The organism is Akkermansia sp. BCRC 18949, assembly GCF_045011645.1.
GTDB classification, from domain to species: Bacteria; Verrucomicrobiota; Verrucomicrobiia; order Verrucomicrobiales; family Akkermansiaceae; genus Akkermansia; species Akkermansia massiliensis.
The window spans coordinates 116,532-131,919 of the sequence record NZ_CP123619.1 but is presented as its reverse complement, the minus strand read 5'-3'; the positions used below and the strand labels follow the sequence as shown (position 1 = coordinate 131,919).

Sequence of the window (15,388 nt, the reverse complement as noted above, 5' to 3'; positions counted from 1 at the left end):
CCTTCCGGACAATGAACCGCTTTCTCTCATTCGCAGACTCCCGCATGGCGGCCGCCCTGGAACGGCTGGGCAGGCAGGCGGAAGCGCTGGAATTTTTCGATGAGATCACGCTGTTCACGGAACATGACCTTTCCGCGGAATTCACCGGCCGCATGGGCAAATACCTGACGCCGTCCTGCCGGGGATTCGGGTACTGGTCCTGGAAACCCTGGGCCATCCACCACGTCCTGCAGGACATGCAGGAAGGCGACCGCCTCCTGTACCTGGATGCAGGCTGCCATATCAACATTAACGGAGCGAAGCGTTTCTGGGAATATGTGGACATGCTGGACCGGGACAGCCGCGGCATGCTGGTTTTCACCAACGGGCAGCCGGAATACAAATGGACCAAGGGGGACATCCTGCGCCACTTCGGCGTTTCCGGGGAAGATGTCCATGTCACGCACACCCAGCAAATTGCAGGGGGCCACGTCTTTCTGAAAAAGAACCCGGTCACGGAAAGCCTGATCCGGGACTGGCTCCATGTCTTTTACGACCATCTGCACCTGGCGGACAATTCTCCCTCCGCCTCTCCCAACCTGCCGGGCTTTGTGGAAAACCGGTATGACCAGAGCATCTTCTCCATCCTGTGCAAGCTGCAGGGCATCACCGCCCTGGACGGTACGGAAACCTATGCGGAGGACTGGGAACAGCTTTCCTCCTTTCCATTCCAGGACAGGCGCGACATGGGAATCCCGCGGACCGCAAAAAAAGGCTGGCTGCAAAAATGCAGGCAGCTTCTTCTTCCCGCCAAAAAGGGCGGATTAGGAATCCGGCGTCAAGCCTGCAAATCTGAAAGAAAAACGTTTTGGGAAGATTTCGCTTGCCGTTATTCCGTGAACCGGCAGACGCTGGCCCTGATGTCAGGGAGGCTTCTTCTTTCAACAAGAATCAGGGGAAGCTGGCTCACGGAGGGGCCGCGGCTGTGAAAGGATATTTTGATTGACGGTGTTTTGCGGCTTCGGCGCCTGGGAGCGGAAGATTTCTGGCTATAATATATATAACTCATTGTATATAATAGTATAAATAATATTAAATAGCCGTTGCTGCGTTCCGGAGGCGATAGGTATCAGGGCCGGGAGGCCGTGGCTCCCGGGAGGTACGCGACCATGAAAGGGAGATGGGGAGAATGTTGATGGAGCGGCAATTGGACCATCCCGGAGGGAGGAAAAGGAGAGCTTTTCCGAGCTGTGGCATCCTTACCGGATTCCTAATCCTCATACTCTCCTATGTGACTTCTCCTCAACGCAGGACAGTATTCCAAGTCTCCCACAGCGTATCGGCCAGCTCCGCTCCCTACCGGTTGAATGATGCCCTGAACCGGAATATTTCCGATATGGAATCCGTCCTTCTGCTCAGGAGGCGCAAGGGAATAGACGGCCTGGAAATCAGCAGATCCGCCGCCAGAAGAGCTACGGACGCGCTGCGCCGCCATCTGGCGCATGGATTTGACGCCCTGCTGCCGGAAAGAAGGAGGGACCTGCCCTTCTCCCTGAACGTGCTGGGCATGGGGTTCGACACCGCTCAGATGGAGAAAGCCGACCTGGTGCACCTGCACTGGATAGGCGGCCGAACGGTGGATTTCACGCGGCTGAGCCACATCCGCCGCCCGCTGGTCTATACGCTGCACGACATGTTTGCCTGCACCGCGGGGTGCCACTGCACCATGGACTGCGACCGGTTCCGGGACGAATGCCGCGGCAGTTGCCCCCAGCTCGGCACTCCCCGCCTCTTCCGCGGCCTTCCGGCGTGGCTGTTCTCCCGCAAGCGCCGCTCCTTCGCCCGCATACCGTCCCTGACGCTGGTGACGCCCTCCCTCTGGCTGAAAAGGGAAGTGGAAAAAGGCTGCATGTTCCCCGGAAGAAGGATTGTCCAGATTTACAACCCCGTAGATACGGACCTCTTCCGCCCGGCGGAAGACCGGGAGGCCATCCGTGCGGCCCTGGGCATCCCGTCCGGAGCCTTTGTCATTGCCTGCGGCGCAACCGGCCTGTTCAATCCGGTCAAGGGAGGCCATTTCATCCCCCTGGTGCTGGAGGAACTGTACCGGCGCGGGCACAGGAACCTTCATCTGCTGCTCTTCGGCAACCAGGAAAAGAACGTGGAATTCCCCTTCCCCAGCACAAATGCCGGCTTCATTACGGACATGAACAAGCTGGCCGGGCTTTACAGCGCGGCGGACATCTTCCTGAATCCCACGCTTCAGGACGTCCTTTCCAACGTAGCTCTGGAATCCATGGCCTGCAAGACCCCCTCCGTCACCTTCCGGACGGGCGGAGTTCCGGAAGTGGTCCTGGACGGCAGGACGGGGCTGGTGGCTCCCCAGGGAGACCTGAATCAAATGGCAGGCCACTGCGAACGGCTCATCCGGGATGGAAAGCTCCTGCTGGCCCTGGCGGAGGAAGGCCGCCAACACGCCGAACAAACGTTTTCCTACCCCGTCATTGCCGCGCGGCACGCCGCCCTGCATGAAGAAACGCTCCGGGAATACCGTCGCGAAGGGTGAAAAAGGCTGATGTTTAACCGCCGGGCAACCTTCCCCCAGCACGCCCGGCCGGCCCCTGCCTTTGTCATTGACAAGAAAGAGCCGCCCCATACACTCTCAACCACTCCGACCCGCCTTCTCCCATGAAAACGCTTAAAATCTCCTTTTTACAGTCCACTCCGGATTTCGGCAGGGAAGGCATTTACCAGCTCCTGAAAGACCGTTACCGCGTGGTGGAAGACGATTCCGACTTCGACTACCTGATCGCCACCCCCTGGTTTTACGTCAACCGGGAAGCGTTCTACGATTTTCTGGAACGGGCCCCCGGCCATATCACCGTCATGTACGGCTGCCATGAAGCCATCGCGCCGGACTTCATGCTGTTTGACTACTACATCGGGCTGGATGCGGTGCCCGGAAGCGACCGCACCGTCAAACTCCCCTTCCTGCGCCACCATTTGCAGGAAGTGCATGGCGGCAAGGCAGGCCTGGACGTCCGCGCCCTCCTGGCCTCCAAAACGGGCTTCTGCAACTTCATTTACGCCAACCGCAAATCCCATCCCAACCGGGACGCCATTTTTCACAAGCTCTCCTCCGTCCGGTTCGTCAACTCCCTGGGGCCCCACCTCAACAACACGCCGGGCGACGGCCACCGGTCGGAAGACTGGTACGCCTCCTCCATCCGGATGAAAAAGCCGTACAAATTCTCCATTGCCTTTGAAAACGCTTGGTACCCCGGCTACACCAGCGAGAAAATCGTCACCAGCATGCTTGCGGGCACCATCCCCATTTACTGGGGCAATCCGGACATCGGAAGGGAATTCAACTCCGCCGCGTTCATCAACTGCCACGACTTCCCCACCCTGGACGACGCCGCGGCCTACGTGAAGAAAGTGGATGAAGACGACGGCCTGTGGTGTGAAATCATGTCCCGCCCCTGGAAAACCCCGGAACAGGAAGCCCTCTTCCTGGAAGAAACGGAACGTGAAACAGCCAAACTCTACCGGATATTCGACCAGTCTCCGGAAGAAGCGCGCCGCAAGGGGGACGGCACATGGATTGCCTACTACCAGCGCTTTTTAAAACGCGGCCACAGGCTGCGCCTGGCATGGCGGCGGCTGAAGAACCGCCTGCGCCACTGACCCAGGCTCCCGGACAGTTCAACTCCATCCCGGCTTCTCTCGCTTCCTCTTCACTTTCTCCCCCATCCCTGTATTTGCCTTCTTTCCGCCTCATGAACAAATGCCTTTCTGAAAACTTTTGTTCACCTTCCCTCCATCAGGCCGGAAATGCCGCCCACGGAACCTACTTTCCGCACATCGACGGCCTGCGCACCTTTGCCGTGCTGGCCGTCGTCCTGTACCATTTGCAGGAATGGATCTGCCCGGGAGGGTACACGGGCGTGGACATCTTCTTCGTCATCTCCGGCTACCTGATCGGCGGCGGCCTTGTCCGCAGCCTGAAGGAAGGGAACTTCTCCCTGTCCTCCTTTTACTACCGGAGAATCAGGCGCATCATGCCCGCCTATTTCTGCCTGATTGCGGTCGTGCTGGCCTTCGGGTGCGTGGTGCTGGCCTGCGACGACCTGCGGACCCTGGGACGCACCGTGAGGTCAAGCGCCCTCTTCATCACCAACATTTATTTCAGCAGGACCGCAGGAAACTATTTCAGCCCGGCCGCAGAAGAAAACCCGCTGCTGAACCTGTGGTCCCTGAGCGTGGAGGAGCAATTCTACCTGACGATTCCGCTCGCCCTGTGGCTGCTCTGGAAATTCAGAAAAAACGCTGTCAAGCCCGTTCTCTGCGGAGCCCTGGCGCTCTCCCTGTTCGCCGCCGTCTACCACATGGGGAATCTGGAGCATAACAAGGCCTTTTACCTGCTTCACTGCCGCGCCTGGGAACTCCTGGCAGGCTGTCTCCTGGCCCTGGCTCCCGCCGCTACGGAACAGGGCCGGGGAATACGCTGGCTGCGGCTGGCGGGGTGGGCCGGCATCCTGCTCCCCTTTGCCTGTTATTCCTCCTCCACCCCCTTTCCGGGATATACGGCCATTCCTTCCGTCGCGGGGGCGGCCCTTCTGATCCGCTACGGAAGCCACGGCTGGTCCGGGCGCATCCTCAGGCATCCGCTCAGCACGGGCATCGGCAAAATCTCCTACTCCCTGTACCTGTGGCACTGGCCCGTCATCGTGTACTGGACCTACTTCTGCTTCAATGAATGCGGTCCGCGGGACTATGCGGGCATGTTCCTTCTCTCCCTTCTTCTCGGTTTCCTTTCCTGGAAATTCGTGGAAACCCCCTTCAGGACAGCCGCCGCATGGCGGAAGCCCGCAAAAGCGTTCCTGCTCACGGCGGCAGGGTGCCTCACGCTGGATTTTGCCGGAGAATGGCTCAAATGGACGGACGGCGCACGGGACTACTGGCACGTGGCTGCCAACAACATATCATTCCCGGAATACTGGAAGGGGCCGGCCTTCCCGCCCTCCTTCGGCATCACGCCCCCTGACCGTGCGGTGGTGGAAAAGGGAAACGCCATCCAGCCCCATCATCCGGAGCTGGGAGACGTGACGGACTACCCCTTTGTACTGCTGGGTAAAACCGGGCAGCCCCCTTCCTTCCTGCTTATGGGAGACAGCCATGCCATGGCCAGCTCTCCGGGCTTTGACGACGCAGCCCGGCTCCTCAACCGGTCAGGCCTGTTCTACCGGGCGCGGCTATGCCCCCTGAGCGGCATTTCCGAGTCCGGAGACGCGGATTCCCTCACGCTGCTGCGCATGATGTACCCGCACTGGGAGCACAACATGGACCTGATTCTGGACTGGCTGGAAAACACTCCCCAGATACACACCGTATTCATCCACAACCGCTGGATTGAACTGGTCAACAGCCACCGGGACATGCGCCTGAAACAACTGGTTGCGGACGGCCTGCTCCACACCTGCGCACGCCTTCGCAAGGCCGGCAAGCAAATCGTGCTGCTGGGTCCCGTGCCTGAATGGACCTTCGGCCCGCGCAAACTCATGCGGCGCAATGCGCTGCTGAACGCCAACCGCGCGGACCGCCTGCTGGGCGGAGACTTCATCACGCGGCAGCGCCCCGTATTCGCCCTGCTGGAGCACATGGAATCCACGGGCCTGTGCCGCTTTATCCCGCTGCACGGCGCCTTCCATAAAAACGGGCGGTGGCTGGAAGAAGACGAGGGGCACCTGATGTACTGTGACGACAACCACCTTTCCCCCTACGGTTCCAGGAAAATGGTTTCCGGCATCCTCGACCAGCTTTTTCCGGGGATGGAAAGCACGGTGTCCAACTGACGGAAGCTCCGCACGGAAAAACGCCCAATCCTTTGACATTGACAAGGAAGGAAGGCCCCCTACACTGACGTCATGCAGCGCCGCCGCCGCGATGCTTCCGGACGGGTTGCCCGACGTACGGCGGAAAACCCGCGCGCCGCTTCAACGCCTCCATTCCCATGACGGATTCCTCCCGCCCCATACGCATCAAGGTCATCAGAAAATCCACCAAGGCCTCCCCGGATAAAACGGAATCCCTGCTGTGGGGCGACTGCCTGTTCTGCACGGACGCCGCCATGACGGACTATGACTGGGTGCTGGTATACGATGAATTCCCCAGGAACTCCATAGGCACCATCAAGGATGAAACGGAACCCCTGCTCTGTCCCCCGGACCAGACCATCCTGATCACGGTGGAACCCCCTTCCATTAAAATCTATAGCCGGGCATACACCGGCCAGTTCGGCACCGTGCTGACCACCCACTCCGTCCGGGACCTCCCGCACCCCAACCATACCCTGGGCCGCGGATGCCTGGAATGGCTGTACATCAAGCCCATGCAGGAGATTCTGGACCAGACGGAATTCCCGAAAACCAAGATGCTTTCCACCATCTGTTCCGCCAAGCAGCACACGCATACCATGCATAAAATGCGTTATGACCTCACGCGCTACCTGGCTGACCGCCTGCCGGAGCTGGACTGGTTCGGGCATGGCATTCAGGAAATAGAAAACAAAACCGTCGCCATGGACGGCTACAAGTACCATCTGTGCGTGGAAAACCATCTGGAACCCCATCACTGGACGGAAAAACTGTCCGACGCCTTCGTCGCCATGACCCTTCCCTTTTACGCCGGGGACCCGCTGGCGACGGAATGCTTCCCGCAGGAAAGCTTCATCCCCATCCCCCTGGACGATCCGCAAAAAGCCTTTGAAATTATCCGCAAGGCCATGGACGGCGGGGAATATGAAAAGCGGCTTCCCGCCATTCGCGAGGCTAGACGCCTGGTGCTGGAAAAGTACAACATGTTCGCCCAGACAGCCGCCGTCATCCACAACCACCGGGGAACGGGAACCGTCCGGCCCGGCGCCACGCTGAAAGGGCGCCACGTCCTGCGGAAAAACCCGCTCAACGCCCTCCGGGAGCTGGCGGATACGCTGGCCTATAAAATCAGGTCACGCGGCAGGCGCGGGACCGGAGCCGGAGTGTAGCCCGGCTGCCGTCCCCAGGATAAGGGCCAAAACTCCCCCCTACCAGTAAATGGAAGTGCTGGACGGCATTTTGCCGATGGCCTTGCGGCAGGCGGACCGGGCCGCCTCCATGCGGTGGAAGGATTCGGAAGGAACGCTTTCCCCCTGGTATTCAGCCAGCTTCCTGCCCGCCAGATTATGCACGGTCACGGTAACCTTCGTCCTGTAGCCGGGCCGCGTATTGGGACCGGGCAGCGTGGTGAAATAATTCCCGTTGCGAATCAGCACATGCTCCTGCGCCGTCTTGCTGACGGTCGCCACGGCTCCGTAGCCGTCTTCTCCGGGGTACATGACCCGGAATCCCTTGGACGAGAGGGAGGCGACAGCCGTATCCGCCATCTCCCAGTCGGAGCACTGGACCCTGATCTTGCGGTATTTGACCCGGCGTTCGGCGGAGGCCCGCTGATTCTGCTCCATCTCCTTGTTAAACTGCGCCCATTCTTCCGCCGTACATGCGGCCAGGGAGGCAAACACGGCCGCAGCGGCCCATCTGGTCCAAATTCCGTATCTCATCGCTTTAACAGGCATACGTTCTCCCTTCAGCCTGAACCCGGTTCAAGCCGTCTGAAAAACAGATTGTCAACGAAGCCGTAAAACCTTAATCGGATTTGCGGGAGGCGTGCTTCCTGGCCCGTTCCTCCTCCTTCTGCTTCTTCAGGTCCTCCTTCATCTTGGTCTTCTCCTCGGAATCCAGCTTGCCGTCCTTATTGGTATCATACTTTTCAAGGAGGGCGGCCTTCTTTTCCGCGGAAGTCATTCTCTTGGGAGCGTCTTCCTCCGCCATGGAGGGCATGGCGAACGCGGCGGCCATAATAATAAGCAAGTACTTCATCATTAAATGGGGGTTCTTAAACAATCCTCTTCTACTCCCACGCGCTTCCCTTGTCTCTCTTTTTTTAGTAATGCATGTAAATTACACTGCCATGCGCCCTTTCCGCCTCGTGAACGGCTCTCCGGCCTAGGCTTTCACGAACGGGAAAAACAGAGGGATCACCACCACCATGACCAGCCCCATGATCACCTGGAGGGGAACCCCTACCTTCACGTAATCCATGAACGTGTACTTGCCCGCCGGCATGACCAGGGCATTGGGCGGCGTGGAAAAGGGAGAGGCAAAACACATGCTGGTGCCCACGGAAACCGCCAGCAGCAGCGGATAGGGGCTGATGCCCATGCTCACCGCGGATTGCAGGGCGATGGGAGCCAGCAGCACCGCCGTGGCCGTATTGCTGATGAACATGGTCAGCAGGGAGGCCGTGAAATAAACGCCCGCCATCAGGGCGAACGGCCCGAATCCCCCCAGGCCGGCCACCAGGCCGTGGGAGATGGCCTCCGAGGTGCCGGTCTTCTCCAGCGCCACGGACATCGGCAGCATGGCGGCAATCAGCACGATGCTCTCCCAGTTGATCGTCCGGTACGCCTCCTCCACGTTGCGCAGGCATCCGCACAGCACCATCAGGACGGCGGCGATCAGCACCGCGGCCACCGCGGGCACCCAGTTGAACACCATGGCCGCAATCATCAGCAGCATGATGCCAGCGGCCAGCGGGGCCTTGTGCGTCAGGGTCACCTTGGACGCCTCCGCCAGCGGCTGGCCCACCACGACCCATTCAAAGGTTTTCTCACTCAGGCGCGCAATATCCGCCCAGGTTCCCTGAATCAGCAGCGTATCCCCGTACTGGAGCTTCACATCCTTCAAATTGTGGAAAATGTAATGGTTGTCCCGCTGGATGGCCAGAATGTTGACCCCGTACTTGGCGCGGAGCCCGGAAGACTTCACGGGCATGTTGATGAGGTCCGAGTTGCGCATGAGCAGCATCTCCGCAATGCCTATCTCGTCAAACTTCAATTTGCTCTTCAGCAGGGAATCCGTATCTTCCGACGTCTTCCGGTTAATCATCACCGCCCCGTATTCCCGGGCGAAACGGTCCACGTCCTCAAACTCCCCCATCACGTAAATGACGTCTCCCCGCGCCACGCGGGTGTCCGAGCCCGCCATGGTCTGGCTGACCGTTTGCAGGAAGGAATGCCGGCTGGAATGCCTGCGGCGCACTTCCACGATGTTCACGTGGTAGCGGTCCGGTATCTGGAGGTCGTGCAGGGGGTTCTCCGTCAGGGCGGAATCCTCCAGCACCCGGAGACGGTAAAGATTGCTGATGATCTGGTACTCGTCTATCAACTGGCTGAGGGACTTGCCCTTGGCCTCGTGTTCCGTCTTGTCGTCATGACGGCCCAGGAACTTCCTGCTCAGGGGAATCAGCAGCAGGACGCCCGCCACGATGCAGATGAGGCCGATGGGGGTGAACGAGAAAAAGCCCAGCCCCTCCATTCCCGCCTCCTGAAGCTGGTTGTTGATGACCAGGTTGGGGGGCGTGCCGATCAGCGTCAGCATGCCGCCCATGCTGCTGGCAAACGCCATGGGCATAAGTAGGCGGCTCGTCTGGATGCCGCCGTCCGCGGCCAGGCTCACCAGAATGGGCAGCATCAGTGCCACCGTTCCCGTATTGCTGACAAACGCTCCGATTCCGGCCGTAACGAGCATGGTCAGCACCAGCAGGCGCAGCTCGCTCTTGCCGGCCAGCTTCATGATCCTGCCGCCCAGCATCTTGGCCAGTCCCGTCCGGAAAATGGCTCCCCCCACCACGAAAAGCCCCACCATCATGACTACGATGGAGTTGGAAAAGCCGGAAAGCGCCTGCTCCGGGCTTAAAATCCCGAACACGATCAGGCACAGCAGGGAACACAGCGCGACAATATCTGAACGGATTCTCCCCTGGACGAACAAAACGGCGGATACTCCCAGAATGAGCAGCGTGGTCAACATGTCAATAAACGGCAGAGATGAAAAATCGGCAAGAGAGAATATCTAACATGTCCTGCGCGCCTTGTCGATAGGCTGAACAAGTCATCCGCCTCCCCATCCTCCGCGCGCATGCTCGTTTCCTGCTTCTCCTACAGGGCGGCGATTCCCTTTTCCCGTTGAACATCACGAACCCGCAACCGCGGAAACAATAAAAAACGCGTTCTTCCGGAGAACGCGTTATGAAAGTAAAAGTGGTGGGTAGAGAAGGATTCGAACCTTCGAAAGCGAATGCTAACAGATTTACAGTCTGCCCCCTTTGACCGCTCGGGAATCTACCCACTTGAAGTGATGTGCGGCGAATGTATAGGGATTCCGGCGCCTTAGCAAGTTTTTTTTGTAAAAAGTAGGTATGCCCAAGGACCGGAAAATCTTATGCCGCAATCATGCCTCCGGGCGGCAAACCGGGAGACGGTTCCTCAAGCCGCCGCCGCGCCGGATGGCGTGCCCGGGAGGCGGGAAAAGGTCCGGCAGCCGGAAGCGCCGTTCCTACGGCTCTCCCACATACACCGGCGCGCGGCTGTCCGGGGAATCCGCGTCCAGCTGTTCCAGCTGGGGCAGGATGTTCTCCATGCTTTCCCAGACGGCGGGAACAATCTTGATTCCGGTCCCGAACTGGGCCGCAATCATCAGGGCGTCCGACGGGCGGGCGTCCAGCTCCACCAGCTTGTCCATGACCTCGTTGGCGGCCTCCACCGCCACGCGGGCGTAAAAAACTTCATCCTTGCGGCCATTGATGAGCACCAGCCTCACCCGGCACTCCATGGCGGATAAAAAATGGGACAGCAGGGAGGACGTGTCCGGCCGCACCGGGCGTTCCCCGTTCAGGCTGCGCTCCAGCGCCATGCCGTCCGCCAGCTCCATGAAGATAACGCCCGCCTTGCCGGTCAGCGGATCACGCAGGCACACCCCTGCCCCGGCCCGGGTATAGAGCAGGGCGTACGGTTCCAGGGTGATCAGCTTTTCATCCGGCATGGCGTGCGGAAATCAAATGTTAAAAACCGGGATTGATGACTCGCTCCGTATACCGGGTAGCCACCTTGACGTATTTCTCCGCCCACTTGCGGTTATTATCCGCGGATTCCGGGCCCAGATCCTTCACCACCTTGGCGGGGGACCCCAGCACCAGGGAATTGGGCGGAATGACGGTGCCCTTGGTGACCAGCGCGCCCGCGCCCACCACGGATCCCTGGCCGATTACCGCGCCGTCCAGAATGATGGACCCCATGCCGATCAGGCAGTTGTCCTCCACCGTGCAGGCGTGCAGAATCACACCGTGGCCCACGGTCACGTACTTGCCTACATGGCAGCCGAAGTCGTCCGCCAGATGGATGCAGCTATTATCCTGGATATTGGAGTAATCTCCAATGACGATCTTGTTGATGTCCGCGCGCAGCGTGGTGTGGTACCAGATGCTGGCGTGCTCTCCAATGGTGACATCTCCGATCAAGTCGGCGCTTTCCGCCACAAAAGCGGTATCCGCCACTTTGGGCCAGAAGTTCGCGTAAGGTTCTCTTGCCATATAGGTCATGTATTAGTTGAAGATAAGACAGCATTCCAGCCTAAAAACGTTCATTCCACGGGTATGCCGCAGCCGGAGGCGGCCAGGGCCGCGCGCCTGGGGAAATGATGGGAGGAGCCGCAGGCGGCCTGCCGGGCTATCCCTCCTCCCGGATGCCCTTCTTGCTGTTCTTCTCCCGCTTCTCCGCGTCCTTGCGCAGGGAAGCGGCCTTCTTTTCATTGCCGCCCTTTTCATAATATCCGGCTATCTTCCTCTGGATGGCAACCTCCTTCTTCACCTTGAAGTAGTCGTCCGACTTGGTCCGGATATACCGGTTGTAGGAGGATTCCGCCTCCTTGGCGAGCTGAAGAACGGCCTCCGGCTCCTGGGAGACATACCGGTAATACTGCCCCATCAGCGCCTCGAACACTTCCGCGCGGCGCGCGTAATCCTTCATGGACTTGCGGTACAGGGAAGCCACGCCGGCCTTGTCCCCGTTCTCCATCAGGATGTCCGCCTGCCGCTTGATGGCGGCGGAAGTCAGGTCGCTGCGGCCCTCGTCCGTCTCCTTTTCCAGCTTTTTCAGGTCCCGGGCCACATTGCGCTTGTTGGTGGAGGCGTCCCGCATGGGGAAAATGTATTCATCCTCCACGCGGGCGGCCATGGCCAGGTAATCCGGCCGGGAGCGGAACTTGCGCTTGATCATGGTCACCAGCGCATCCCATTCCTCCAGCTTCGTGCCGCTTTCCGGACGGCTCATCAGCGCGATCAGGCGTTCCCAGCCCAGAGGGCTTCCGGGGGTGGCCTGCGTGGCGGCTTCCAGCATCACCCGGACGCAATCCGGCTTCTGCATCTCTTCAAACAGGTCCGCCAGGGAAAGGTAATCCAGGGAGGTGTCCAGCCGGGAGCCGTTCACCTTCTTGTCCATGCCCTGTAGAAGAGTGGATTCATGCTTTGACTTGCGGTTGTGCGGATGGGAAAAATGCCCCGTATTGTACCCATACCCGCCATAAGACTGCCAGGTTTCGTCCGTCGTCAGCAGATTGATCCAGGCGTGCGGGCCGCGGTTGCCGTCCCCGGTGACGTAGGCGGAGGGAATGCCGTTGCATTTGGCGGTATTCACGGCAAAATAGGCTTGGTCCATGCAGATGCCGCCTTCATCCAGAATCTCCTGGAAGGTGTAATTCGTGTAAGGGTCCTTGCCCAGGGCGGCGCGGTCCATCCGGTAGCGGATCATGGAATAGGCTCCGCCCCAGCCCTTCCGGGTAAGCCGCACCTTTTTGCGCGCCCAGTCCATCTCCGACCTCGGCAGGCGCACGTCCACCACGAACAGCAGCTCGGAAGGGCTTAATTTGGTAATATCTGTCAGAAGTTCATGGGCTTCATCCATCTCCACGAAGTACTCGAACACCTGTTCCAGCGTCAGGGGAGTAGTGGAAATATTGGTGGAAGAAGAGGCCCGCAGCCTGGACGGACTGGAGGCGATGCGGGGGTCCAGCATGGCGCAGGCCAGCGCCAGGGAGGAATACTTGCTCCGGGGCATGGCGGAGGTTTTCATCCAGAACTCCGCCCACTTCCGCAGGATGCCTCCCCATTCCTCCCTGGGAGTCTGTTCCCGCGCCATCGTGCGCAGGAAGAGCCGCAGAGGGTCGGAGGGGTCTGAAAAAAGCCACGGATAAAAATATCTGGGGGAACTCTCCTTGAGCTGCTCCTGAATGGTTTCCGCCCCCACTTTGCTGATGAGCTGGTACAGTTCATTGGCGCGCATGAGATACGGGCTTTGGTCATACATGGATACGTCGAATTTGCCGAATTTGATGACCTTCACGGCGTCCCGTTCCAGATTGGACCGCAGGAAACCGGCGTACAAGTCATAGCGGCCCGTCTCCAGGGCCAGATTGAAGGCGTCCGTAAACAGCTTTCTATTGGCGGCGTTATTGGCCTTCAGGCTGACCAGCAAAACGGGCTTCTTAAAAATCTCCAGCCGCGGATCTTCCTCCCGGACCACGGGCTCTTCCTTCGGTTCCGCGGGAGCAGGCTTCACCGCCTCCGGTTCCTTCTTCTGCCGTTTTCTGGCGGCTTCCTCCGCGGCCAGGCGTTCCGCTTCCAGCCGTGCTTTTTCCGCCGCCTCCGCACGCGCCCGTTCCTCCGCAGCCTTGCGCGCCGCCTCCAGCTCCGCAGCCTTCCGTGCGCGCGCCGCTTTCGCTTCCGCCTCCCTTCTGGCCGCCAGCTCTGCGGCCTCCGCCTCCCGTTGAACGGAAATGCGGTGGTAAACCACTCCGCCGCCGGCAAGAGCCAGCACCAGGATAATGGTTATGACAATTCCCCCGGAGGAGGATTTTTTACGCTTGGGAGAACCGGGACGCAAAGGATTGACAGGATTCATGGGATAAGGCTTGAACGGGTTGGAGCAAATTGGGCAGGGAAGGAAAAAAGATTTCCATCCCTGTTCCGTTTGACATAAAAGCGCAATACCCTCCCAAGGTCAACTTGAAACAACGGTCTTTTCCGGAGAGTCCATCTTCCGGAACCCGTTAAGAATCAAACCAAGGGATTTTTCCTTGTGTTTTCATAGCCATTTTATAGGATTAGGTTCTCACGTGTTCCCAAAAACATGAGAAAAATACAAGTATCCTGCTAATTATTCCATCATCTTTATCCATCTTTTGCCGCCTATGAATATTTCTCATGCTCTCAGCCCGCTTCTGGCCGTCATTTCGGGAAGCCTCCTCTCCGGAACGGCCCTCAGTGACAACATCGTGCTGCCTCCGCCGGACAAAAAGGGCGGCAGGCCGCTCATGCAGGTTCTGAATGAACGGCATTCCACCAGATCCTTCGCAGACAAGCCCATTCCGATGGAAATCCTGTCTTCCCTGCTCTGGGCGGCTCAAGGCGTCAACCGGGACGATCCTGATTACCGTACGGCGCCGTCCTCCCGGAATTCCAACGAAATAGAAATCTATGCCGTCCTGCCGCAGGGCGCCTATCTTTACAAGCCGGAAACCCACCAGTTGGAGCGAGTGGTTCAGGGCGATATGCGTGCCGCCACGGGAACGCAGGAATTCGCGGCTACCGCGCCGCTGAACCTGGTCTATGTGGTGGACCAGTCCAAACAGCCCGGAGACTTTGACGCCAAAAGAAAACTGGTCACGGCCTGCACGGGCGTGGGGTTCATCGGAGAAAACGTCTATCTTTTCTGTACTTCCGCGGGCCTCGGCACCGTCTTCCGCGCCATGATTGACGCCGACTATATCCAGCGGCGCTTGAAACTCCCCGTCTTTAAAAAAGTCCTGTACGCCCAGAGCGTCGGTTACCCGTCCGATTCCTGAAAGAAGCCATGAACCGGAACGCTGTGATACTCGCCGTTCTGGCGGCGCCCCTTCCCCTTGCCTGCGCAGAAATCTTGATGGACCCCCTCGTTTCCATCAAGGTAAAAGACGCCAGAAACTGCTACCGCCTCAGCCCGGAGCTGTACCGTTCCGGACAACCCGGCGGCGACGGGTTCAAGGCCCTGGAAAAGCTGGGGCTCAAATCCGTCCTGAACCTGCGGGAATACCACAGCGACGCCGATGAGGCGGAACATACCGGACTGCGCCTGTACCGCATTAAACTGGCGGCAGGGAAAGTGACCCGGGAAGAACTCATGGACTGCCTGCTGGTCATCAGCAACGCGCCCAAGCCCGTTCTGGTGCACTGCTGGCACGGGTCCGACCGCACCGGCATTGTCTGCGCCGCCTACCGCATCGTCATGCAGGGCTGGACGCCGGAAAAGGCGCTTGAAGAGCTGATGGACGAACGCTTCGGGCACCACCGGTCCTACTACTCCAACCTCGCGGAACTGGTTAGAGACACGGACTGGAAGGCGTTCAAAGAGGAATTCCGGAGAAAAAGGCAGGCTCAGGGCGTCTGACACCCAGGCTGCGGCTCCCCCCATGGCGCGGGTTCATGGAAAAAAGCTTTTTCC

13 protein-coding genes and 1 tRNA gene are annotated in these 15,388 nt (G+C 59.3%); 7 read left to right on the top strand and 7 right to left on the bottom strand.

Features of this window, described 5'->3' with window-relative positions; all coding sequences use genetic code 11:
- The first annotated feature begins 11 nt into the window (after nucleotides 1-11).
- The 5 genes from P8A25_RS00525 to P8A25_RS00505 all read left to right on the top strand — a co-directional run bounded on the left by P8A25_RS00525 (nucleotide 12) and on the right by P8A25_RS00505 (nucleotide 7,024).
- Nucleotides 12-968, top strand: coding sequence for a hypothetical protein (locus P8A25_RS00525; protein ID WP_215442855.1), 957 nt, complete (start codon nucleotides 12-14; stop codon nucleotides 966-968).
- Between the two features lie 302 nt (nucleotides 969-1,270).
- Nucleotides 1,271-2,545, top strand: a complete 1,275-nt coding sequence (locus tag P8A25_RS00520) for a glycosyltransferase (protein ID WP_404838728.1) — start codon at nucleotides 1,271-1,273, stop codon at nucleotides 2,543-2,545.
- Between the two features lie 122 nt (nucleotides 2,546-2,667).
- Nucleotides 2,668-3,666: a glycosyltransferase family 10 domain-containing protein gene (locus tag P8A25_RS00515; RefSeq protein WP_102727922.1), complete on the top strand. Its 999-nt coding sequence runs from the start codon at nucleotides 2,668-2,670 to the stop codon at nucleotides 3,664-3,666.
- Between the two features lie 92 nt (nucleotides 3,667-3,758).
- Nucleotides 3,759-5,834 carry an acyltransferase family protein gene (locus P8A25_RS00510; protein ID WP_215442857.1) on the top strand — a complete coding sequence of 692 codons (2,076 nt, stop codon included), beginning with the start codon at nucleotides 3,759-3,761 and terminating at the stop codon, nucleotides 5,832-5,834.
- Nucleotides 5,835-5,992: 158 nt separating this feature from the next.
- On the top strand, nucleotides 5,993-7,024 hold the full coding sequence (locus P8A25_RS00505; protein WP_022396411.1) for a glycosyltransferase family 10 domain-containing protein: 1,032 nt from the start codon (nucleotides 5,993-5,995) through the stop codon (nucleotides 7,022-7,024).
- A gap of 39 nt (nucleotides 7,025-7,063) precedes the next feature.
- Here the strand turns inward: P8A25_RS00505 and P8A25_RS00500 are convergent, their stop codons facing one another.
- The 7 genes from P8A25_RS00500 to P8A25_RS00470 all read right to left on the bottom strand — a co-directional run bounded on the left by P8A25_RS00500 (nucleotide 7,064) and on the right by P8A25_RS00470 (nucleotide 13,810).
- On the bottom strand, nucleotides 7,064-7,576 hold the full coding sequence (locus P8A25_RS00500; protein WP_215442859.1) for a hypothetical protein: 513 nt from the start codon (nucleotides 7,574-7,576) through the stop codon (nucleotides 7,064-7,066).
- Between the two features lie 85 nt (nucleotides 7,577-7,661).
- Nucleotides 7,662-7,898, bottom strand: a complete 237-nt coding sequence (locus P8A25_RS00495; RefSeq protein WP_022396413.1) for a hypothetical protein — start codon at nucleotides 7,896-7,898, stop codon at nucleotides 7,662-7,664.
- Nucleotides 7,899-8,021: 123 nt separating this feature from the next.
- Nucleotides 8,022-9,887 carry an SLC13 family permease gene (locus P8A25_RS00490; protein WP_215442861.1) on the bottom strand — a complete coding sequence of 622 codons (1,866 nt, stop codon included), beginning with the start codon at nucleotides 9,885-9,887 and terminating at the stop codon, nucleotides 8,022-8,024.
- Nucleotides 9,888-10,118: 231 nt separating this feature from the next.
- Nucleotides 10,119-10,204 (bottom strand) — tRNA-Tyr (locus P8A25_RS00485).
- A 208-nt stretch (nucleotides 10,205-10,412) separates the two neighbouring features.
- Nucleotides 10,413-10,898 carry a bifunctional nuclease family protein gene (locus P8A25_RS00480; RefSeq protein WP_022396415.1) on the bottom strand — a complete coding sequence of 162 codons (486 nt, stop codon included), beginning with the start codon at nucleotides 10,896-10,898 and terminating at the stop codon, nucleotides 10,413-10,415.
- A gap of 19 nt (nucleotides 10,899-10,917) precedes the next feature.
- Nucleotides 10,918-11,445, bottom strand: coding sequence for a gamma carbonic anhydrase family protein (locus P8A25_RS00475; RefSeq protein ID WP_240454364.1), 528 nt, complete (start codon nucleotides 11,443-11,445; stop codon nucleotides 10,918-10,920).
- A gap of 136 nt (nucleotides 11,446-11,581) precedes the next feature.
- Nucleotides 11,582-13,810 (bottom strand): hypothetical protein, encoded by a 2,229-nt coding sequence (locus P8A25_RS00470; protein ID WP_404838727.1) that lies wholly within the window; start codon nucleotides 13,808-13,810, stop codon nucleotides 11,582-11,584.
- 289 nt (nucleotides 13,811-14,099) lie between these two features.
- Here P8A25_RS00470 and P8A25_RS00465 point away from each other — a divergent pair, with 289 nt between their 5' ends.
- Together P8A25_RS00465 and P8A25_RS00460 are read left to right on the top strand one after the other, a co-directional pair.
- The gene (locus P8A25_RS00465; protein ID WP_022396418.1) at nucleotides 14,100-14,753 is read left to right on the top strand and encodes a nitroreductase family protein; all 654 of its coding nucleotides are present in this window, start codon (nucleotides 14,100-14,102) and stop codon (nucleotides 14,751-14,753) included.
- Nucleotides 14,754-14,761: 8 nt separating this feature from the next.
- Nucleotides 14,762-15,334, top strand: coding sequence for a tyrosine-protein phosphatase (locus tag P8A25_RS00460; protein ID WP_215442864.1), 573 nt, complete (start codon nucleotides 14,762-14,764; stop codon nucleotides 15,332-15,334).
- Nucleotides 15,335-15,388: the final 54 nt, after the last annotated feature.